Below are 21108 nucleotides of genomic sequence, written 5' to 3'. Positions count from 1 at the left end.
CTATTGTTATTGGTCCAAACTATTCCCATTTTGCCGAAGCCACAGCATTAGTTCATCAAGAAGGTTGCATTTCAATTACTAATCAAAATGAATTGAATGAAGCTTTTGATAATTTAATTTTCAATGAAGATGTACGCCACGAAAAAGGACATATTTGTGCCACTTTCGTTCAAATGAATAAAGGAGCAACTGATGTTATTATTTCTTATCTTAAAAAATCTGAATTCTAAAATCGTTAATCTTCAATCAACAATCAATTGACAACTTTTGAACCATTAATAAATCAAAACATAGAAACCATCACTAATATGATGCAAGATTTCTATGCAATTGACAATTATCCAATAGACATTGAGGTTTCTAAAAAACTATTTCAAGAATTCATTTCGGATGAAAATCTCGGAAAATCATGGTTGATTTATGATAATTCTGAAATTGTTGGCTACGTAATTTTAAACTTCATTTTTAGTTTTGAATACAAAGGAAGAATTGCATTTCTAGACGAATTATATATATCTGAGAACTTTCGTGGAAAAGGAATTGGAAAACAAGCAATCGAATTTATAAAAAAACAAACAACTGAATTAAATGTTAAATTGATTTATATAGAAGTTGAAAATCATAATGTAAATGCACAAAAATTGTATCTTGCCAACGATTTTAAAATTCACAATAGAAAACTATTAAAATACAAACCATAATTTATAGAATATGAAATATATTAAGTTATTACTCCTATTATTTATTCTTCAAACCCAAGCACAACAAGGCGGAATGTGGATTCCATCACTCTTAAAAGGAATGAATGAAGCCGAAATGAAATCATTGGGAATGAAAATTTCTGCCAAAGACATTTATGATGCCAATACTTCAAGTTTAAAAGATGCAGTTCCGCAATTTAATGGTGGTTGTACAGCAGAAGTTATTTCTACCAAAGGATTAATTTTAACCAATCATCACTGTGGTTTTGATGTAATTCAAAATCATTCTACAGTAGAGCACGATTACCTTCGCGATGGTTTTTGGGCATATAAAATGGAAGATGAAATTCCAAACAAAGATTTAGAAGTAACTTTTATTGTAAAAATTGAAGATATTACAATCAAGATTCTAGAAGGTGTTGCCGCTTTAACATCTGAAACAGAAAAACAGAAAAAAATTCAAGAAAACATAAGTAATCTTACTAAAAATTCTCCTAAAGAATCTTGGCAAGAAAACCGAGTTAGAAATTTTTATGACGGAAATCAATTCTTACTTTTTGTAATTGAGAGTTTTAAAGACGTTCGTTTTGTTGGCGCACCACCAAGTTCTATTGGAAAATTTGGGTCTGATACTGACAATTGGGTTTGGCCAAGACATACAGGAGATTTCTCATTATTTAGAATTTATGCCGATAAAAATAATCGTCCAGCAGCATATTCAGTAGATAACGTTCCTTATATTCCTAAAAAATCATTAGCAATTTCTGCAGATGGAATTAAAGAAAATGATTTTACAATGGTTCTAGGTTATCCTGGAAGAACTCAAGAATATTTACCTTCATTTGCCGTTTCTCAAATTGTTGAAGATTTAAATCCGGCAAAAATTGAAGTAAGAGATGCAGCTTTAAAAGTGCAAGACGGATTTATGAGAAAAGATAATGCTATCAAAATTCAGTATGCTTCTAAATATGCAGGAATTGCAAACTATTGGAAAAAATGGATTGGAGAAACTAAAGGATTAAAAAAATCTAACGCTGTTGCGATAAAACAAAAATTTGAAAAATCATTTCAAGAAAAAGTTACAAAAGCAGGAAAACAAGCAGAATATGGAAGTTTATTATCTGATTTTGAAAAGAATTATACTGATATAAAAGAATACTCAATTGCAAGAGATTATTTTACAGAAATTGTACTTAGAAATACTGAATTACTTGCTACTGGATATAAACTTTATCAATTAGAACAACTTTTAACTACTAAAGAAGAACAAGCATTTACTGATAGAAAAACTAATTTAATTAACGGATTAGGAGATTTTTATAAAGATTTTAATGCCTCTGTAGATGAAAAAGTATTTGAACAATTAATAGCTATTTATTCTAAAAAGTTTCCAAAACAATTCTTACCTGCATCACTAGAAAATGTAAATGCCGCAGCTTTATCATCAGATATTTATTCGAACTCTAAAATTATAAGTTATGATAAAGTAAAAGAATTATTAGAAGGAGATAGTAAATCAGTTATTGAAAAATTAAATAATGATAAAGGTTATCAACTTATTAAAGTAATGGCCGATTCTTATTTAAAAAATGTTGGTCCAAAATATGATGAAATAAATTTAAAAAATATAGCTACACAAAGAACTTACATGAAAGCAATTTTAGAGTTAAGCTTAAAGTCTGATAGAATTTTTCCTGATGCCAACAGTACTTTAAGAGTAACTTACGGAAAAGTAAAAGGTTACAAACCTAATGATGCAGTATATTATGAACCAATAACATACCTTGACGGAATTATAGAAAAATACATTCCAGGCGATTATGAATTTGATGTTCCAAAAAAATTAATAGATTTATACAATACTAAAGATTATGGCCTTTATGGAGTAAAAGGTAAAATGCCTGTTTGCTTTATTGCAACAAATCATACTACAGGAGGTAATTCTGGAAGTCCAGCATTAGATGCAAACGGAAACTTAATTGGCTTAAATTTTGACAGAGTTTGGGAAGGAACAATGAGCGATATTTATTATTCTCCAGAGATTTGCAGAAACATTATGGTCGATGCCAGATACGTTTTATTCATAATTGATAAGTTCGCTGGTGCTAAAAACATCATTAACGAACTGAAAATCATATATCCAGCTATTAAAAAATAAATTTAACTTAGTTTTAAAGTTTGGCACGAATATTGTGAATACATTTACAGGATTAAAAAGATTAAAGTTTTAAAAAAAAGTTAAAATAAAATTTTTCCGATTGAAAAAATTTATATCTTTGCTCCGAATTAATAATTAACCTTTTATATTAAATTAAGATGAAAAAAGTATTTTTAAGTTTAGCTATCGTTGCTGCATTAACTGTAGTATCTTGTAAACAAGCTGACGCTGCTGCTGAAGCTACAACTGAAGCTGTAGATTCTACTGCTGCTGCTGCAACTGAAAAAGTTGAAGCTGCTGTAGAAGCTGCTCCAGTAGCTGCACCTGCAACTGAAAAAAAATAATTAGAAAATAATTTCTAGTTTATAAAAAGTCTCGCAATGCGAGACTTTTTTTATGCAATAAAATTAAATTATCCAAACAATTCTTCCTCTGATGGAAATAAAACATCTTGATTAGAAAAATCTAGAATTTCAGATTTAGTAATTGATCTAATTATTTCATCAATTCCTTTTTGCATTAGTAATGGAGTTGCATATTTTCTGCTAACAGCAATTTCTTTTTCGCTTAAAATTATTTTAAAGTATAATTTCCCATTTTTAGATTTAAATTTCATAAAAAAAACTTTATCAATATCGTTTTTTAATATCGAAATATCTTCTTCACATTCAAATCTCAATTCAAAGTCATTACTTATAAAGATAGTTTTTCCTTTTCTAGAAGTAAACTCATATTTGTAATAGCCATTAATTCTTTTTGTAATTACAAAAGTTCCCATAAAAGTTTGAAATAAATTTCTAGAAATAATAAATAAAAAAGCTCCATTCGATAATAACGAATGAAGCTTCTTTGTACTCGGGACGGGACTTGAACCCGTACGACCATTACAGTCACTGGATTTTAAGTCCAGCGTGTCTACCAATTTCACCACCCAAGCATTTTGCTTTTAGATTTATTTTTAATTTTTAGAAAAAATTAATTAAAACGAACCACCCAAGCTATTTTTGAACTTTTAGATTTATTTTTAATTTTTATAAAAAATTAGTTAAAACAAACCACCCAAGCTATTTTTGAACTTATTGATTTATTTTTAATTTTTAGAAAAAATTAATTAAAACAAACCACCCAAGCTATTTTTGAACTTATTGATTTATTTTTAATTTTTAGAAAAAATTAATTAAAACGAACCACCAAAGCTATTTCAAAAATTATAAAATAAAAAATTTAATAATTTTATATGTTTTAGAGCGAAAAACGGGATTCGAACCCGCGACCTCGACCTTGGCAAGGTCGCGCTCTACCAACTGAGCTATTTTCGCATTTCACAAAAACAATTCAAATGTAGAACTCGATTCGCAAGAAGCGGAATCGCATGTTAGCAATTGAGCTATTTTCGCAGTATTAATTTTATTTAGAACGTAAATACTTGTTCAGTATTGCGGATGCAAATGTAGTATTAAAATTGAATTACACAAAGGTTTTTTGTAAAAAAAAATTATAAAAAAGTTAATTATCTGATAACGTATTAATTACTTTTTTAATAACATTCTTTTTATCTCATTTAATTTCATTAGTGCTTCTACTGGTGTTAAGGTGTTTATATCTAGTCCTAAAATTTCTTCTTTAATTTCTTCAAGTAATGGATCATCTAATTTAAATATACTCAATTGAACGTCTTCTTTCATTGATTTAATTCCAGAAAGTTCTTCACTTGAATGATTTTTTTCTAATTTTTTTAGTAATTTTTGTGCTTTTTGTATAACCGTTTGTGGCATTCCAGCCATTTTTGCAACGTGAATTCCAAAACTATGAGCACTTCCGCCAGCAACTAACTTCCTGATAAAAAGCACATTGTCTTTTAATTCTTTTACAGCTACATTATAATTTTTAATTCTAGGTAATTGCTCACTCATTTCATTTAATTCGTGGTAATGTGTGGCAAACAATGTTTTGGGTTTTGCTGGATTTTCGTGTAAAAAATCAGCAATTGCCCAAGCTATAGAAATTCCATCATAAGTGCTTGTTCCTCTACCTATTTCGTCTAACAACACCAAACTTCTATCTGAAATATTATTTAATATAGAAGCGGTTTCATTCATTTCTACCATAAAAGTAGATTCTCCCATAGAAATATTGTCGCTTGCTCCTACTCTAGTAAAAATTTTATCTATAATTCCCATTCTTACAGCTTCGGCAGGAACAAAACTTCCCATTTGCGCAAGCAGAACAATTAAAGCTGTTTGACGTAAAATTGCAGATTTTCCAGACATATTTGGTCCAGTTATCATTATTAATTGTTGCGTTTCTCTATCTAAAAAAACATCATTGGCAATATATGGAACTCCAACTGGTAATTGTTTTTCTATAACTGGATGTCTTCCATTTGTAATTTCAAGTTCAAATGATTCATCAATTGTTGGACATACGTACTTATTTTCTATAGCCAACTGTGCGAAAGACGTTAAACAATCTAGTTGCGCAATTAAATTAGCGTTTAGCTGAACTGGTTTTATGTAGGTTGCAATCCAATTAATTAATTGTTCAAATAATTGAGTTTCTATTTGATGTATTTTTTCTTCGGCACCAAGAATTTTGGTTTCATATTCTTTTAATTCTTCTGTAATGTAACGTTCAGCATTTACAAGTGTTTGTTTTCTAATCCATTCTTGAGGAACTTTATCTTTATGTGTATTTCTAACTTCAATGTAATATCCAAAAACATTATTAAATGATATTTTTAATGAAGAAATACCTGTAGCTTCAGATTCTCTCTTTTCAATTCCTTCCAAAAATTCTTTTCCAGAAGTTGAAATAGCTCTAAGTTCATCCAATTCGAGATTTATTCCTTTAGCAATTGCATTTCCTTTTGCAATAGCAACTGGAGCATCTTGATTTAAAGTGGTTTTAATTTTCTCTCTCAATAAATCGCAGCTGTGTAAATTATCCCCAATAACTCTAACTGCTTCTTGTTTACTTTCTAATGCTAAAGTTTTTACAGGAATAATGGCATCTAATGATTCTTTAAGATAAATAATTTCTCTTGGCGAAACTTTTCCTGTGGCAATTTTAGAAATCAGTCGTTCTAAATCAGAAATTTGTTTTATTTGATTCTGAATTTTATTTAAAATATCTAAATTATCTTTTAAATAGGAAACTACTTCGTGACGACTTTTTATTTTATCTGCATCTTTTAAAGGTAATGCCAACCATCTTTTTAATAATCTTCCACCCATTGGCGAAAGCGTTTTATCTATTACATCTAATAATGTTACAGCGTTTGGATTATAACTATGATACAATTCTAGATTTCTAATTGTAAATCGGTCCATCCAAACATAGGCATCTTCTGCAATACGTTGAATATTTGTAATGTGTTGAACTTTATTGTGTTGAGTTTCTGATAAATAATATAAAATAGCACCGCAAGCAACAATTCCATCTGGTAATTCTTCTATTCCAAAACCTTTTAAAGAATTAGTTTGAAAATGATTGGTTAAGGTTTCAAAGGCATAATCTTCTTTGTAAATCCAATCTTCAAGGTAAAATGTATTAAAATCTTCGCCAAAACTTGAAGCAAATTGACTTTTATTATTCTTTTGAATTAAAATTTCACTTGGACTAAAATTTTGAAGTAGCTTATCAATATATTCTACATTTCCTTGTGCTGTAAGGAATTCACCTGTTGAAACATCGAGAAATGCAATTCCCAAATTTAATTTTCCAAAGAAAATTGCTGCCAAAAAATTATTAGATTTAGATTGTAAAACCTCATCATTCATTGAAACTCCTGGAGTAACTAATTCTGTTACGCCGCGTTTAACAATAGTTTTGGTCATTTTAGGATCTTCAAGCTGATCGCAAATGGCAACCCGAAGTCCAGCTTTAACTAATTTAGGTAAATAAGTATTGATTGAATGATGTGGAAATCCTGCCAACGCTGTTTCTGTTGCCGAACCTGCACCTCTTTTAGTTAAGGTAATTCCTAAAATTTTAGAAGCACGAACGGCATCATCACCAAATGTTTCATAAAAATCGCCAACTCTAAAAAGCAAACACGCATCAGGATATTTTCTTTTTTTCTCGTTGTATTGCTTCATTAATGGCGTTTCTTTTACCTCTTTTTCTTTGGATGACAATGTGATTTCGATTTTAAATTAAGTCCACGAATTTAATTATTTAAAATGGAAAATTACCATTAACATTTCATTTAATAAAAAATTGCTTTTCATTGTGAATGGAATTATTTTTTTTAACTAAATTTGCTTAATTAAAAAATTATAAAAATAATTAAGATGAAAAAAATAGTACTTGTTGCGTTATTAGCAATTTTCAGTTTAACTACTGCAAATGCTCAAACTAAAGCTAAAAAAACTAAGAAAGCTGTTACTTCTAAAGTTGCTACACCAAAAACTCCTACAGTTGAAGGTGCAGGAATGCTTTTTGAAAGTGATGTGATAGATTATGGAACAATTCCTCATAATGCTGATGGAAAAAGAGAATTTGTATTTGTAAATAATGGAAATAAACCATTAATTATTACAAGCGCAAATGGTTCTTGTGGTTGTACTGTGCCAACTTATCCTAAAGAGCCAATTGCTCCAGGAGAAAAGGCAGTTATTGGTGTAAAATATGACACAAACAGAGCTGGTCAACCATTTGAAAAAACTATAACGTTAAAAAGTAATGCTGTGCAAGGAGAAACTAAACTTTTAACAATTAAAGGAACTGTTTTACCTGCTGCAACTACACCAGTTGTAGAAACTACAAAAAGCTAAATTTAAAAATATAGAGTACAAAAACCACGTAATATGCGTGGTTTTTTTTATTGAATTTATTATGAGAAAACTTGAAAATAGTGAACTAGAAAGAAAAAGTGTTGCAGATTTTAAAAATTCAATAAAAACTCCAATTATAATTATTCTTGATGATATAAGAAGTTTAAATAATATTGGTTCGGTTTTTAGAACATCTGACGCTTTTTTAATTGAAAAAATTTATTTGTGTGGAATAACTGCAATTCCGCCAAACAAAGAAATTCATAAAACGGCACTTGGCGCAACAGAAACAGTAGATTGGGAATATCATAGTAATGTTTTAGAAATAATTTCTAAATTAAAAGAAGATTCAATAACTGTTTTAGCAATTGAGCAAGTTGAAAATTCAATAATGTTAAATAATTTTACTCCAATTCAAGACAACAAATATGCTTTAGTTTTTGGAAATGAAGTGTATGGCGTTTCTCAAGAAGCAATTAAACTTTGCAATGGAACATTAGAAATTCCGCAATTGGGAACCAAACATTCTTTAAATATTGCTGTAAGCGCAGGAATTGTTGTTTGGGATTTATTTCAAAAGATGAAACGCTAATTGAGTTTCTTTTTAATTTCATTTAAAATAAAAATATAATCTTCTTGATTTTTTAAAAAATCCAACTCTGAAACATCAATAATTAAAACATTTAAATCTTTTTGAGTTTTTATATAATCTAAATAACCATTGTTAATTTTATCTAGATATTCTGCAGGAATTTCTTGCTCATAACTTCTTCCTCTACGTTTTATGTTTTGTAAAAGTCGCTCTGTATTTTGATACAAATAAATATACAAATCAGGTTTTGGCATTTCTTTATAAATAATGTCAAACAATGTTTTGTATAATCTAACTTCGTCTTCGGCAAGCGTAACTTTAGCAAATATTAACGATTTAAAAATGTGATAATCGGCAATTATAAAATCTTTAAAAAGGTCAAACTGCGCTAAATCATCTGATATCTGTTGGTATCTATCTGCCAAAAAAGACATTTCTAGCGGAAAAGCATAACGGTTTTGATCTTTATAAAATTTAGGCAAAAATGGATTATCTGCAAAGCGTTCTAAAACTGTTTTGGCATTAAAATCTTCTGCAATTTTGGTTGTTAATGTAGTTTTTCCTGCGCCAATATTTCCTTCAATAGCAATGTAATTAAACTGTTCTAATTTAATTTTTGATAATGGAGCATTTAGTTTTTGAAGTTTAACACAACTAGATTTATCAATACAAATTGAAATTAATTCTGAAATTGATTTTTGCAAAATAGGATGTTTCCAATCTGCTACAACTTCTTTCATTGGCACAATTACAAATAATCTATCTTGTAAATGTTTGTGCGGAATTTGTAAATTATCAGACACAAAAACGTCTTCATCAATAGAAATAATGTCAATATCAATTATTCTTGCTTGATATTCTTTACTTTCATTTCTTGTTCTTCCAAGTTTTTTTTCAATCTTTAAACAACTTTTTAAAACTTTTTGAGCATTTTTATAGGTATGAATTAATACGCAACAATTATAAAAAGAATCGCTTTTAAAACCCCAAGAATCAGATTCGTACAACGAAGAAACTTTTACTATTGTTCCAACTTCGTTATGCAACATTTCAATACATTGATCAATATTTTCTTGACGATTGCCAAGATTACTGCCAAGAGAAAGTACAATATTGTGTTGCTTGTTCATACTTGGCAAAATAACTAAAAGAATTTTAGAAATAAAGTATATTTGTAGCTTCTGTTGATAACTATTTTTGTGAAAACTTTAAGTTAATGATTTGTAACAAATTGAGTTTTTAACTACTAATATAGAAAAAGAATAAAGTATGAGATTTTTAGGAAATGTTTTGGCCACAATTGTTGGTTTGTTTGTATTTATAATGATATGTTTTTTCGGATTATTGTTAATTGGCGCTTTGTTTGGTAATTCAGATGAAACCGTTCAAGTAAAGAGTAATTCAGTTATAGAATTAGATTTATCTAAAATTAATAATGATTATGCTGGAAAAGTAAATTATAAAGACTTTGATTTCTTTAAAGCCAAACACGATGGATTATTTGATGTTATAAAGGCAATTGAATATGCTAAAACAGATGATAAAATTAAAGGAATTTCTATTTTAAATAATACGTCAGCTTTAGGATTAGCTCAAACAAAAGCACTTAGAGATGAACTGGAAAGCTTTAAAAAATCTGGAAAGTTTGTTTATTCTTATGCAGATTATTATTCGCAACGCGATTATTATTTAAACTCGGTTGCAAATACTATGTATATTAATCCAATTGGCGAATTAGAATTTAAAGGATTGTCTGCCGAGATTATGTTTTTTAAAGATTTTCAAGAAAAATCTGGTGTAAAGGTAGAGGTAATTCGTCACGGAAAATACAAAAGTGCGGTGGAACCATTTTTAGAAAATAAAATGAGTGATGCCAACAGAGAACAAACTACAGCATTACTAAATTCTGTATGGAATTCTGTAATTTCTGAAGTTTCTAAAAGTAGAAATGTAACTGTAGAACGATTGAATTTAGTTGCCAACGGATTGCTTGCAAGAACTCCAGAAATGGCTAAAAATGAGAAGCTTATTGATAAAATTGCTTATGAAGATGTGTATCATTCTGATATTAAAAAAGTATTAAAAATTAATGAAGATGAAGATTATGATTCGGTTTCAATTGAAGATTATGCAGAGAAAGTTGCTACAAACTCTATAAACTTCGATGCTAAAGATAAAATTGCAGTAATTTATGCTCAAGGCGAAATACAAAGTGGCGAAGGCGATGTAACAATTATTGCCGAAGGTGCAATGCGAAGATCATTACAAGAAGCAAGAAAAGATAAAAATGTTAAAGCAATTGTACTTAGAATTGATAGTCCTGGCGGAAATGCATTAACATCTGAATTAATTTGGAGAGAAATTGAATTAACTAAAAAGGTAAAACCAGTTGTAGTTTCTATGGGAAATTATGCCGCATCTGGCGGTTATTACATTGCTTGCAACGCAGATAAAATATTTGCAGAAGAAAATACAATAACTGGTTCTATAGGCGTTTTTGGAATGTTACCAAATTTTTCGCAAGCCACAAACAAACTGGGAATTAACACCGAAATTGTAAAAACACACGAAAATGCCTCTGGATATTCACCATTTAAACCATTAGATGAAAATTATAGAAGTTTTGCACAAGAAGGAGTTGAAAAAATATATTCAACATTTGTAAACCGAGTTGCAACTGGAAGAAAAATGACATTTGAACAAGTTGATGCCATTGGTCAAGGTAGAGTTTGGACAGGTTCAGATGCTTTAAAAATTGGTTTAGTTGATAAAATTGGCGGATTGGATGAAGCAATAAAAGAAGCTGCAAAACTAGGAAAAACATCTAAATATAGAACACAAGATTTTCCAGAGTTTGAAAAAGATTTTGGCGATTTTCTAGAAAATTTTGGTTTAGCGCAAAGCAAAGAAAAACTTATAAAAGAAGAACTTGGCGACGAAAATTATTTAATTCTTCAACGAATTAAACAAATTACATCACAAAAAGGAGTTATGGCAAGAATGACTTATGAGATGAAAATTCAGTAGGTTACAACATTTATAAATCAATCCGTTTAATTTATTAAAACGGATTTTTTATTTCAAAAACTAAATTATATAATCTTTTAAGAAAAAATTACAAATCTAAACCTACAGAAAACACTATTTTTACAAATTAAAGGCACATTTTTTGTTAAACCTTTTTACAAAATCTATAGTTATGGTTAAGAAAATTTTAAAAATAGTTGGAATTGTATTATTACTACTTATTGTTGCGGCATTTGCAATTCCTTATTTATTTGAAGATCAAATAAAAGCTAAAATTGCAAAATCTATTAACGAAAATCTTGATGCTAAAGTAGCTTTCGCAGATGCTGATCTGAGTTTGTTTAAAGGTTTTCCGCAAGCAAATGTTTCAATAACAAAATTATCTATAATTAATAAAGCACCATTTCTTGGAGATACTTTGGTTTCATTTGAAGAATTAAATTTAAAAATGTCTATTAAAGAATTGTTTAAAAGTGATGATGAAACTATGAATATTGAATCTTTTTCGTCTAAAAACGGATTGGTAAATATAATTTTTAACAAAGATGGAATTGGTAATTATGACATTGCATTGAAAAATCAAGACAAAAAAGATGGAGGAAAAAGTAAACCTCTTGCATTAAAAATTAATGATTATAAGGTAGAAAATTTTAAGTTTAAATACTTTGATGAATCTTCTAAAATTAAAATGGTTCTTGATAGTATAAATCATTCTGGAACTGGAGATTTTGCAAATGATATTTTAGATTTAGATACCAAAACCACAGCCACTATTTCTTTAGATATGGACAAGGTGAATTATATGAATAAATTAAAAATTTCATTAGATGCAGTTTTAGGAATTGATTTAAAAAATAGCAAATATACTTTTAAAGACAATGTTGCAAAAATTAACGAATTGCCATTAAAATTTAACGGATTTATTCAATTAATTGATGCTGGACAACAATATGATTTAACTTTTAACACGCCAACTTCTTCGTTTAAAAACTTCCTAGCATTGATTCCTTCTGCATATGCAAGTAAACTTGATAATGTAAAAACTACTGGCGATTTTACAGTTACTGGTTTTGCAAAAGGTTTATTTTCGGATAATTCTGTGCCTAAATTTAATGTTGCCATTGCTTCTCACAATGCTTCGTTTCAATATCCGAGCTTGCCAAAATCGGTTCAAAATATTGTAATTGATACTAAAATAATAAACGAAACTGGATTATTAAATGACACTTTTATAAATTTAGACAAACTTTCTTTTGCAATAGATCAAGATGTTTTTAACGCCAAAGCAACTATAAAAAATGTTGCCGAAAATGCTTTGATTGATGCTGCTTTGAAAGGAACAATTAATCTTGGAAATCTATCTAAGGCGTATCCAATTAAACTAGACAAGCCACTTTCTGGAATATTAAAAGCAGATGTTACAACTAAATTCGATATGAAATCGGTAGAAAATTCGCAATATGAAAACATAAATAATGCAGGCACAATGTCTCTTTCTGGTTTTAAATATGCCGATGAAAACGGTAAAACAATGAATATTAATACTGCAATGGTAACTTTTAATCCAAGTAGAGTTAACCTTGAAGAATTTAAAGCTACAACTGGAAAAACAGATTTAAATGTGACTGGAGTTTTAGAAAATTTTTACGGATTTGTATTTAGAAATCAAGAGTTAAAAGGAAATTTTAACTTGAATTCCAATCAAATTGCAGTTGCTGATTTTATGACAACATCACAACCTAAAGCCAATACAACAGCAGCAAAAACTGAAGCAATGAAAATTCCTGCGTTTTTAAATTGTACGCTAACGGCAAATGCAACTACGGTTTTGTATGACAATTTAACTTTGAAAAATGTATCTGGTAAATTAATTGTAAAAGATCAAAAAGTTACTTTACAGAATGTAAAATCGAATATTTTTGGTGGAATGATAGGAATAAACGGAGATGTTTCTACCAAAGAAAAAACGCCAAAATTTAATATGAATTTGAATTTGAATCAAGTTGATATTGCTCAATCGTTTACTCAATTGGATATGTTGAAAAAGATTGCTCCAATTGCTGGAATTATAAACGGAAAAATAAATTCGACAATAAAACTTTCTGGAAACCTTGATGCAACAGAGATGACACCAGATTTAAAATCGTTAACTGGCGATTTATTGGGTCAACTATTATCTACAACTGTAAATTCTAGTAATTCAACTTTGTTGAGTGCATTGGATAGTAATTTGAATTTTATTGATTTGAAAAAATTAAATTTGAATGATTTAAAAGCGGCAATTACTTTTAAAGATGGAAAAGTAAATGTAAAACCATTCGATATAAAATATCAAGACATAAAAGCAACAATTGGCGGAACGCACAGCTTTGACCAAATTATGAATTACACATTAAAACTAGATGTTCCTGCAAAATATTTAGGTACAGAAATTAATAATTTAATAGCTAAACTTACTCCAGCTGATGCAAATAAATTGGACAATATTCCAATAAATGCTTCTATTTTAGGATCATTTTCTCAGCCAAAAATTTCTACCGATTTAAAAACTGCCACAACAACTTTGACAAATAACTTAATCAAACAACAAAAAACAAAATTAATTGGCAAAGGAAAAACAGAACTTGAAAAATTAATTGATAAAAATAAAAAACAAGGCGACACTACTAAAACCAAACTTCCTGTAACTAAAGACGAAGTTAAAACCAAAGCCAAAGATTTACTAAACGGTTTGTTTAAAAAGAAAAAACAAGATACCATTAAAAAACCTTAAAAATTAAAACGCTAGGAATTTCTTTGCGTTTTTTTATACCTCAATTTTTACAACATAACCTTCAAAAGTGCGAACATTAAAAACAGTTCCGTCTTCAAATAGTAAATATTGTCCTTTTATGCCTTTTAATTTGCCAGAAAAATTCGGTGATTTATCAAGATTTAAACTGGAAACTTTTTTTGGATATTCTAAAACTGGAAAATGCATTTGATATAAATCTTCCTTTGTAGTATAAAAATATTCCTTAACTTCATTGGGAATTAAATGTTCTAATTTTAATCGTTCTGCAATTAAATCTACATTTTCAAACTCGTTTTTTAGCATTTTTTGCCAATTGGTTTTATCAGCATAATGACTTTTTAAGGCAACTTCTGTAATTCCTGCTAAATATCTGTTGGGAACTTCTACAATTGCAATTGCTTCTACTGCGCCTTGATCTATCCAACGAGTTGGCACTTGTGTAATTCTTGTAACCCCAACTTTAACTTCGCTAGACAATGCTAAATAAACAATATGTGGTTGCAATTGCACTCGTTTTTCATAGTCTAAATCTCTGTCTTCAATTTCTAAATGTGCTGTGCTTAACTCTGGTTTCATAATCCAATCGCCAGCCGAAGCACTACTCATAAAGCAATCGTAACAAAAACCTTGACGAAAAATTTTCTTCTTTTTTCCACAATTTAAACATTGATAACCTTGAAATTGAATTTCTAAATTTTTATTTAGTAACTGATTCAAATTGAGAAAACTATTTTCAAAAACCAAGTAATATTCAATAGGATTAGAAAATTCTGTTTGCATTTTAGTTAGAACACCTTCGTAAGTCATAAAGATTTAAGATTATTGATTAACGATTTTAGATTTTAGATTTAGTACTTATAAACTTTAATTATTGATTTAATTTAGAATTGTTTTGAAAAAAACACTATTTTTATACTTTACAAATTTAGCATTTGTTAATCAAATTTCAAATCTAAAATCAGCAATATAACATCTAAAATCAACAATCTTTAATGCCTTTTCCAATAATAAATTCTATAGCAACTTGGTTTTTAAAACAACGCATTCATCAGATTGAGTTGTTTTTAAAATATCCTAACGAAGTGCAAGAAGAACTCTTGATGAATTTAATTCGTCAGGCAGAGGAAACCGTTATAGGAAAACAATACGATTATAAATCTATTAAAAATTATACTGCTTTCGCAGAAAGAATTCCGGTTTCTACCTACGAAGATTTGGAACCAATGATAGAATTAACTCGAAAAGGAGCGCAAAATGTATTTTGGAATACGCCAATAAAATGGTTTGCCAAATCTAGCGGAACTACCAATGCCAAAAGCAAATTTATTCCTGTAAGTAACGAAGCATTAGAGGATTGCCATTTTAAAGGAAGCAAAGATTTGTTGTGTATGTACTTAAACAACAACGAAAATTCTGAAATGTTTTTAGGTAAAAGTCTTCGTCTTGGCGGAAGTTCTCAAATTTATGAAAATAACAATTCATCGTTTGGAGATTTATCGGCAATATTGATAGAAAATATGCCAATGTGGGCAGAATTTAGTAGTACGCCAAGCAATAAAACATCGTTAATGAGCGAATGGGAAACCAAACTTGACGCTATTATTAACGAAACAAAAAATGAAAATGTTACAAGTTTTGCTGGTGTACCTTCATGGATGTTGGTTTTATTAAATAAAATTTTAACCGAAACTAAAAACACCAATTTATTTGATCTTTGGCCAAATCTTGAAGTTTATTTTCATGGTGGCGTAAATTTTGAACCTTACAAAGAACAATATCAAAATATTTTACCCAATAAGGATTTTAAATATTATGAAATTTATAATGCTTCGGAAGGATTTTTTGCCATTCAAGATTTAAATTATTCCAATGATTTATTATTGATGTTGGATTACGGAATTTTTTATGAATTTATTCCAATGGATACTTTTGGCACACCTAATCAAAAAGTAATTCGATTGGCAGATGTAGAATTATTTAAAAATTATGCTATTGTAATTACTACCAATGCTGGACTTTGGCGTTATATGATTGGAGATACAATTAGATTTACTTCTTTAAAACCTTACAGAATTCGAGTTTCTGGAAGAACAAAACACCACATAAATGTTTTTGGAGAAGAATTGATGGTAGAAAATACTGATAAGGCAATTGCACAAACTTGCTCTCAATTAAATAGTGAAGTAAAAGATTATACAGTTGCTCCTATTTTTATGAAAAACAAAGAAAAAGGCGCACACGAATGGATGATTGAATTTAAAAAACATCCAACAGATATTTTACTTTTTCAAAAAGCATTAGACGAAAATTTGCAAACGATAAATTCTGACTACGAAGCCAAACGATACAATAATATGACATTAAATGAGTTAACAATAAATGTAGCTCGTGAAAATTTATTTTATGATTGGTTAAAAGAAAATGACAAATTGGGCGGACAACACAAAATACCAAGATTGTCAAATCAACGTGATTATTTGGAGCAGTTGAAGGAAATGCAGGTTGCGGTTAGGAATTAATATGGGAAGGAATATTTTATTTTTTTTAGGTTTTTTAATTGGTGGTTTTTTAATTGGATTAGGATGTAATTATGTAGATAAAAATGGCTCTGATAAATATTTCATTTCTATTTTATCTTTACTTGGTTTAATAATAATTTCATTTATTACTTATACTTTTCTAATAAATAATCCATCAAAAATTTCAATTCTTTTTATATTTATTTATAGTTTACTATTATTTATTTTTGGTCAATATGTTTCCCAAATTTCTAATAATCACATACAAAATACTGAAAATGAATTTATTCAAATGACACCAACAATTGGGACACCAATATATTATGGAACTAGCATTTCTCTATTTTTTATTAGTTTGGTTAAACTTATAAAGAAATAATTATATAAATTTGTATTATGAAACAAGTAGTTGTAAATATTCAAGATAACAGATATTCATTTTTTTTAGAATTAATGAAAAGTATGGATTTCGTTTCAATCAATGAAGAAGTAGATTGGTTTGAAATTTCATCAGAAAGTGACAAAAAATTAATTCAAAAAGGTATTGATGATATTGAAAACGGTAGAATTCATTCTCACCAAGATGTAATGAAAATGGGTAAAAAGAGGATTTTAGAATTAAAAGACAATAAATGAATGTAATCTGGTCTTCGCTTGCAAAAGAATATTATATAAATATTATTGAGCAACTTTTTGAAAAATGGAATGTTGTAATTGTTGAAGATTTCGATTCTGATTTAAATAAATTAATCAAAAATATTTCGAATTTTAATCATATTTGTCCAAAATCAAAAGTTATTAATTTACATAAATGTATAGTTAACAAAAATATTTCATTGATTTATAGAATTCAAAATGAATCTATAGAAATAGTTACATTACTATTTAATAAATCTAATCATTTATACTAATGAAAAAATTTATCACACTAATTATACTATTCGTTTTATATTCTTGTGGTTCATCTCATCCAGGAAGAGTTTGTGGTGGTCGTGGTGGACAACGCAATGTGGAAAACACAATTAAAAAAGAAACTAAAATTACACCAATACTAAAAAGAAATTCATAGAAATACTTTTTTAAAACTGTTAGTTGTAACTACCTTTGCATTTCAAATTACCTTCTTTTGAAAACCAAACTCTATAGTTCTCTTTTCTGCGTAGCATTTTTTTGGGGAACAACTTTTTTAGGAATTAGAATTGGTTTAGAAACTATTCCGCCGTTTATTCTTGCTGGTTTACGAAATATAATTTCTGGATTAATCATTTTAATTTACATTTTATATACTAAGAAATTTGAAGTATTAACTATTTCTCAAATTTTAAGATGTTTATTACTTTCACTTTTAATGATAGTTTTCGCAAACGGATTAACTACTTATTCTGAAAAATATATTACAAGTGGTTTGGCATCAATAATTTCTACTTTATCACCGTTTTTTGTCTTAGTTTTAAATTTAATTTTGGGTAACGAAAAAATTTCGAGCAAAACAATTGTTGGAATTTTTCTTGGAATGATTGGGATATTTTTAATCTATCAAAACAACTTAATAGAACTATTAAATCCAGAATATAGAATAGGAATTTTAGCCATTTTAATTGCAGTTTTATCTTGGGCAATTGGAACAATTATAACTAAAAAAGGACAACGAAAACCTGCTTCAATGTTAATGAATATTTGTGTTCAAATGTTGTTTGCATCAGTAATTTTAACTTCTATTCAATTCTACATAACTCCAACAATTGCAACTGAACATTGGTCGTTTAGAAGTGTTTTTGCCGTTTTTTATCTAGCCATTTTTGGATCAGTAATTGGATATATTGCTTATAATTATTTAATGACGCAATTGCCATCGACCAAAGTTGCTATTTTATCTTATGTAAATGTAGTTGTAGCTCTGTTTTTAGGTTGGTTAATTCTTGATGAAGTCATTACTTTAAAAATTATTTTTGCCACAGCTTTAATACTTTCTGGCGTTTTTATTGTGAATTTTAAATCGCTTAAAAAAAATTAATTTAACATTAAAACATTTTTTTAACCATTAAGGCATTAAGAAAATTAAGTTATTAAACGCTATCAGAAGCTATATTTTTATTCTGAAAAATTAATTTTGAAAATCATTGTAACATTTTTTATTGATTGAAGTCTTATTTGTAATCAATCAAAATCAATCACAATGAAATCAAATCCTCACTTTCGCAAAAGTGTTTCTGTATTTAATTATTTGAAACACAAAATTTACTTTTTTATTAAAACAGTTTGTCTCAAATCATCATTTGAAGCGCAAAAACTTGTTTTAATTCCAAATTTTGTTCAATAATTAAACAAACCAACTTATGAAAAATCAAATTTTAGTTCTTGCATTTTTATTTACAACTATTTTGAATGCACAAGAAACAACAACAGATACAATCAAGAAAAAAGAAATCATTCTTGACGAAGTAAAAGTTACTACCAAGAAAAAGTATATAAAAATTGATTCAGACAAAACTACAGTTGCAGTAAAAGACAATGCAATGTTAAATAGTGGAAGTAGTCTTGAAGCAGTTAAAAAATTACCAGGCGTAATTACATCGCCAACAGGAAGTATAACACTAAACGGAAAAGGAGTTACTATTTATGTTGATGGTGCACCAAGTACTTTATCTGGTACTGATTTGCAAAATTATTTAAATTCGTTACCAGCAAATGCTATTGAAAAAGTAGAATTAATTTACAATCCTGGCGCAGCTTATGATGCCAATGCAAGTGGTTCAATTATAAATATTGTTACAAGTTCTAAAAGATTAAAAGGTATTAATGCCAGTTTTAATATTAATTATAATTTTAATAAATACCAAAAACCAAGTCCGCAATTTCTTTTAAACGGAAAAGAAAAAAACCTGAGTTGGCAAACAATGTTGGGTTATAATTATATTGATGGCGAAAATCGTTCTAACAATGAACAAAAATTTACTGCTTTTAATCCGAATAAAATTTTGTTGCAAAAAAACCTAACTGTTAGTACCAATAGAAATTTATATTTTAGAGTTGGAACCAATTACAAATTAACTTCTAAATCGAATTTACTTTTTAATTATAACGGAAATTATGCTAACGATAGAAATGTTTTTGATGCAAGTACAACTGGTGATAACATTAATTATTTTAACGAAGGTGTTACAAAAAACAAGAGCAATAATCACGAGTTGAGTTTGCAATTTAAAACCAAACTTGATACTATTGGAAGAACATTAGACATTACAGGTTTTAGTAATTTCTTTGACAAAAAACCTATTACAAATTCTAATGCGGTTGATAATTTAACCAATACCAATTCTTTTAATAATGGAACTATTGATTTTAATTTGGTTAATTCTTATTTGAAATTTGATTTTGCAATACCGTTTGAAAAAATGAAATTTTCAATTAATACTGGTGGAAAATTCAACTCATTGAAAGTAAAAAACAATGGAAAATATTTTACAAATTCTGGAACTGATGCAATAGATTTTGACTACAACGAAAACAATATTGCCGTTTATGCGGAAGCCAGAAAGAAAATTAAAAAATTTAGTTTTACAGCAGGATTACGTTATGAAAACTTTGATGTAGAGCGTGTTACAAATACAATTGTTGGAAAAATAAAGTTTAAAAACAATAATTTATTTCCCAATTTAAGTGCCATTTATGAAGTTAACGATAATGTAAATGTATCTGCATCTTATTCTAAAAAAATTAGTCAACCCAATTATAATAATTTAGATCCAAATAATAGTTCTAACTTTGATCAGTACAATTCATCGCAAGGAAATTTGTTTTTAAATCCTACTTTTTTTGATAATTACGAGTTTAAAATTTCGGCTTTTCAGTTTGTACAATTGGGAATGAATTATACCAATTCTAAAGATAATAATTTGTTTGTTTTTAATGCCGACGCCAATGCGACTGAACCAATTAGTAACCAAACGTTTCAACAATTTGAAAAATTTGGAACTTTTAGTGCTTATGCTTCGTTTCCAATTCCATTAGATTATTTCTTAAAAGGAAAAGAAGAATTTAAAAATAGAATGAACGATATGGACAAGATGAATTATATCTTCTTGAATATCAATTACATAAAATCTGACATAAAAGGTTATGTTTTTCCATATACCAATAAAGCCATTTGGAATTATGCTGCGCAAGCACAATTTATTTTGCCTTACGGAATTAAAAATTCTATGACTTATTATATTTTACCAACAGGAAACTGGGAAATTTATAAAGTAATTAAACCAATTCAGCAATTTGATATTTCATTCAACAAAGATTTTATGGATAAAAAATTAAAAATAGGATTGCATTGTTTTGATGTTTTTAATTCCAATCAAATTAATGCTTTAATTGCTGGACAAAATCTTGAAACTACTTTTAGACAAAAGCAAGATACACGAACTTTTAGAATTTCGTTAACCTACAACTTTGGAAATTTAAAATTACAAAAAGAAAACACCGACATTCAAACTGAAAAAGTAAAAAGTGGTGGTGGATTAGTAAAATAGAAAATTTGAGTTATTTATT

At 28.2% G+C, this 21108-nt stretch carries 18 protein-coding genes, 2 tRNA genes and 1 pseudogene; 15 read left to right on the top strand and 6 right to left on the bottom strand.

The window, feature by feature from the left end; translation table 11 throughout:
* The 4 genes and pseudogenes from ACH2BC_RS06465 to ACH2BC_RS06450 form a co-directional block, all read left to right on the top strand.
* Positions 1–230: pseudogene (locus ACH2BC_RS06465) on the top strand (3-deoxy-D-manno-octulosonic acid transferase); the annotation flags it as partial.
* 27 nt (positions 231–257) lie between these two features.
* Positions 258–701 (top strand): GNAT family N-acetyltransferase, encoded by a 444-nt coding sequence (locus ACH2BC_RS06460; RefSeq protein WP_395053170.1) that lies wholly within the window; start codon positions 258–260, stop codon positions 699–701.
* A gap of 10 nt (positions 702–711) precedes the next feature.
* Positions 712–2859, top strand: a complete 2148-nt coding sequence (locus ACH2BC_RS06455) for a S46 family peptidase (RefSeq protein ID WP_395053169.1) — start codon at positions 712–714, stop codon at positions 2857–2859.
* A 158-nt stretch (positions 2860–3017) separates the two neighbouring features.
* Complete coding sequence (locus tag ACH2BC_RS06450; RefSeq protein ID WP_395053168.1) at positions 3018–3203, top strand: hypothetical protein; 186 nt, start codon at positions 3018–3020, stop codon at positions 3201–3203.
* Between the two features lie 68 nt (positions 3204–3271).
* Here ACH2BC_RS06450 and ACH2BC_RS06445 read toward each other — a convergent pair whose 3' ends face one another.
* From ACH2BC_RS06445 to mutS, 4 genes are all read right to left on the bottom strand, one after another.
* The gene (locus ACH2BC_RS06445) at positions 3272–3637 is read right to left on the bottom strand and encodes a DUF1508 domain-containing protein (protein WP_395053167.1); all 366 of its coding nucleotides are present in this window, start codon (positions 3635–3637) and stop codon (positions 3272–3274) included.
* A 74-nt stretch (positions 3638–3711) separates the two neighbouring features.
* A tRNA-Leu gene (locus ACH2BC_RS06440) sits at positions 3712–3796 on the bottom strand.
* Between the two features lie 309 nt (positions 3797–4105).
* Positions 4106–4178: transfer RNA gene (locus tag ACH2BC_RS06435), tRNA-Gly, on the bottom strand.
* A gap of 210 nt (positions 4179–4388) precedes the next feature.
* Positions 4389–6995 (bottom strand): DNA mismatch repair protein MutS, encoded by a 2607-nt coding sequence (mutS, locus tag ACH2BC_RS06430; RefSeq protein WP_395053166.1) that lies wholly within the window; start codon positions 6993–6995, stop codon positions 4389–4391.
* A gap of 156 nt (positions 6996–7151) precedes the next feature.
* Between mutS and ACH2BC_RS06425 the strand changes: the two genes are divergently transcribed.
* Both ACH2BC_RS06425 and ACH2BC_RS06420 read left to right on the top strand, forming a co-directional pair.
* On the top strand, positions 7152–7634 hold the full coding sequence (locus ACH2BC_RS06425; protein WP_395053165.1) for a DUF1573 domain-containing protein: 483 nt from the start codon (positions 7152–7154) through the stop codon (positions 7632–7634).
* 61 nt (positions 7635–7695) lie between these two features.
* Positions 7696–8226 carry an RNA methyltransferase gene (locus ACH2BC_RS06420; RefSeq protein ID WP_395053164.1) on the top strand — a complete coding sequence of 177 codons (531 nt, stop codon included), beginning with the start codon at positions 7696–7698 and terminating at the stop codon, positions 8224–8226.
* Here ACH2BC_RS06420 and folK read toward each other — a convergent pair.
* Entirely contained in the window at positions 8223–9356 is a 1134-nt protein-coding gene (gene folK, locus ACH2BC_RS06415) for a 2-amino-4-hydroxy-6-hydroxymethyldihydropteridine diphosphokinase (RefSeq protein ID WP_395053163.1), read from the bottom strand. The genes ACH2BC_RS06420 and folK overlap by 4 nt on opposite strands.
* Before the next feature lie 139 nt (positions 9357–9495).
* On the opposite strand from folK, the gene sppA reads away from it, so the two are divergent.
* Both sppA and ACH2BC_RS06405 read left to right on the top strand, forming a co-directional pair.
* Positions 9496–11253: a signal peptide peptidase SppA gene (sppA, locus tag ACH2BC_RS06410; protein WP_395053162.1), complete on the top strand. Its 1758-nt coding sequence runs from the start codon at positions 9496–9498 to the stop codon at positions 11251–11253.
* 172 nt (positions 11254–11425) lie between these two features.
* The gene (locus ACH2BC_RS06405; protein ID WP_395053161.1) at positions 11426–14026 is read left to right on the top strand and encodes an AsmA-like C-terminal region-containing protein; all 2601 of its coding nucleotides are present in this window, start codon (positions 11426–11428) and stop codon (positions 14024–14026) included.
* Positions 14027–14059: 33 nt separating this feature from the next.
* Here ACH2BC_RS06405 and ACH2BC_RS06400 read toward each other — a convergent pair whose 3' ends face one another.
* Entirely contained in the window at positions 14060–14854 is a 795-nt protein-coding gene (locus ACH2BC_RS06400) for a DUF2797 domain-containing protein (protein ID WP_395053160.1), read from the bottom strand.
* Positions 14855–15039: 185 nt separating this feature from the next.
* Here ACH2BC_RS06400 and ACH2BC_RS06395 point away from each other — a divergent pair, with 185 nt between their 5' ends.
* The 7 genes from ACH2BC_RS06395 to ACH2BC_RS06365 all read left to right on the top strand — a co-directional run bounded on the left by ACH2BC_RS06395 (position 15040) and on the right by ACH2BC_RS06365 (position 21089).
* A complete protein-coding gene (locus ACH2BC_RS06395; protein WP_395053159.1) occupies positions 15040–16566 on the top strand; it encodes a GH3 auxin-responsive promoter family protein in 1527 nt (508 codons plus the stop codon).
* 1 nt (position 16567) lies between these two features.
* Positions 16568–16945, top strand: coding sequence for a hypothetical protein (locus ACH2BC_RS06390; RefSeq protein WP_395053158.1), 378 nt, complete (start codon positions 16568–16570; stop codon positions 16943–16945).
* A gap of 17 nt (positions 16946–16962) precedes the next feature.
* Positions 16963–17202, top strand: a complete 240-nt coding sequence (locus ACH2BC_RS06385; protein WP_395053157.1) for a hypothetical protein — start codon at positions 16963–16965, stop codon at positions 17200–17202.
* Positions 17199–17477, top strand: a complete 279-nt coding sequence (locus ACH2BC_RS06380) for a type II toxin-antitoxin system RelE/ParE family toxin (protein ID WP_395053156.1) — start codon at positions 17199–17201, stop codon at positions 17475–17477. The genes ACH2BC_RS06385 and ACH2BC_RS06380 overlap by 4 nt, the downstream gene beginning before the upstream one ends.
* Positions 17477–17635 carry a hypothetical protein gene (locus ACH2BC_RS06375; RefSeq protein WP_395053155.1) on the top strand — a complete coding sequence of 53 codons (159 nt, stop codon included), beginning with the start codon at positions 17477–17479 and terminating at the stop codon, positions 17633–17635. The genes ACH2BC_RS06380 and ACH2BC_RS06375 overlap by 1 nt, the downstream gene beginning before the upstream one ends.
* Positions 17636–17692: 57 nt before the next feature.
* Positions 17693–18580: a DMT family transporter gene (locus ACH2BC_RS06370; RefSeq protein ID WP_395053154.1), complete on the top strand. Its 888-nt coding sequence runs from the start codon at positions 17693–17695 to the stop codon at positions 18578–18580.
* Positions 18581–18902: 322 nt separating this feature from the next.
* The gene (locus tag ACH2BC_RS06365; RefSeq protein WP_395053153.1) at positions 18903–21089 is read left to right on the top strand and encodes a TonB-dependent receptor domain-containing protein; all 2187 of its coding nucleotides are present in this window, start codon (positions 18903–18905) and stop codon (positions 21087–21089) included.
* The last annotated feature ends 19 nt before the right edge of the window (positions 21090–21108 follow it).

The sequence above is a fragment of the Flavobacterium sp. genome (assembly GCF_043760115.1).
Lineage (GTDB): Bacteria > Bacteroidota > Bacteroidia > Flavobacteriales > Flavobacteriaceae > Flavobacterium.
The sequence above is the reverse complement of the archived record's forward strand: the minus strand, read 5'-3'. Positions and strand labels throughout refer to the sequence as shown.

What these genes read in the sequence shown, in the direction of transcription:
- ACH2BC_RS06375 (WP_395053155.1), top strand. Translation starts at nt 17,477, where the DNA reads ATGAAAAAATTTATCACACTAATTATACTATTCGTTTTATATTCTTGT.
- ACH2BC_RS06380 (WP_395053156.1), top strand. Translation starts at nt 17,199, where the DNA reads ATGAATGTAATCTGGTCTTCGCTTGCAAAAGAATATTATATAAATATT.
- ACH2BC_RS06365 (WP_395053153.1), top strand. Translation starts at nt 18,903, where the DNA reads ATGAAAAATCAAATTTTAGTTCTTGCATTTTTATTTACAACTATTTTG.
- ACH2BC_RS06400 (WP_395053160.1), bottom strand. Translation starts at nt 14,854, where the DNA reads ATGACTTACGAAGGTGTTCTAACTAAAATGCAAACAGAATTTTCTAAT.
- folK (WP_395053163.1), bottom strand. Translation starts at nt 9,356, where the DNA reads ATGAACAAGCAACACAATATTGTACTTTCTCTTGGCAGTAATCTTGGC.
- ACH2BC_RS06405 (WP_395053161.1), top strand. Translation starts at nt 11,426, where the DNA reads ATGGTTAAGAAAATTTTAAAAATAGTTGGAATTGTATTATTACTACTT.
- ACH2BC_RS06450 (WP_395053168.1), top strand. Translation starts at nt 3,018, where the DNA reads ATGAAAAAAGTATTTTTAAGTTTAGCTATCGTTGCTGCATTAACTGTA.
- ACH2BC_RS06445 (WP_395053167.1), bottom strand. Translation starts at nt 3,637, where the DNA reads ATGGGAACTTTTGTAATTACAAAAAGAATTAATGGCTATTACAAATAT.
- ACH2BC_RS06390 (WP_395053158.1), top strand. Translation starts at nt 16,568, where the DNA reads ATGGGAAGGAATATTTTATTTTTTTTAGGTTTTTTAATTGGTGGTTTT.
- ACH2BC_RS06395 (WP_395053159.1), top strand. Translation starts at nt 15,040, where the DNA reads ATGCCTTTTCCAATAATAAATTCTATAGCAACTTGGTTTTTAAAACAA.
- ACH2BC_RS06385 (WP_395053157.1), top strand. Translation starts at nt 16,963, where the DNA reads ATGAAACAAGTAGTTGTAAATATTCAAGATAACAGATATTCATTTTTT.
- ACH2BC_RS06420 (WP_395053164.1), top strand. Translation starts at nt 7,696, where the DNA reads ATGAGAAAACTTGAAAATAGTGAACTAGAAAGAAAAAGTGTTGCAGAT.
- ACH2BC_RS06455 (WP_395053169.1), top strand. Translation starts at nt 712, where the DNA reads ATGAAATATATTAAGTTATTACTCCTATTATTTATTCTTCAAACCCAA.
- ACH2BC_RS06425 (WP_395053165.1), top strand. Translation starts at nt 7,152, where the DNA reads ATGAAAAAAATAGTACTTGTTGCGTTATTAGCAATTTTCAGTTTAACT.
- sppA (WP_395053162.1), top strand. Translation starts at nt 9,496, where the DNA reads ATGAGATTTTTAGGAAATGTTTTGGCCACAATTGTTGGTTTGTTTGTA.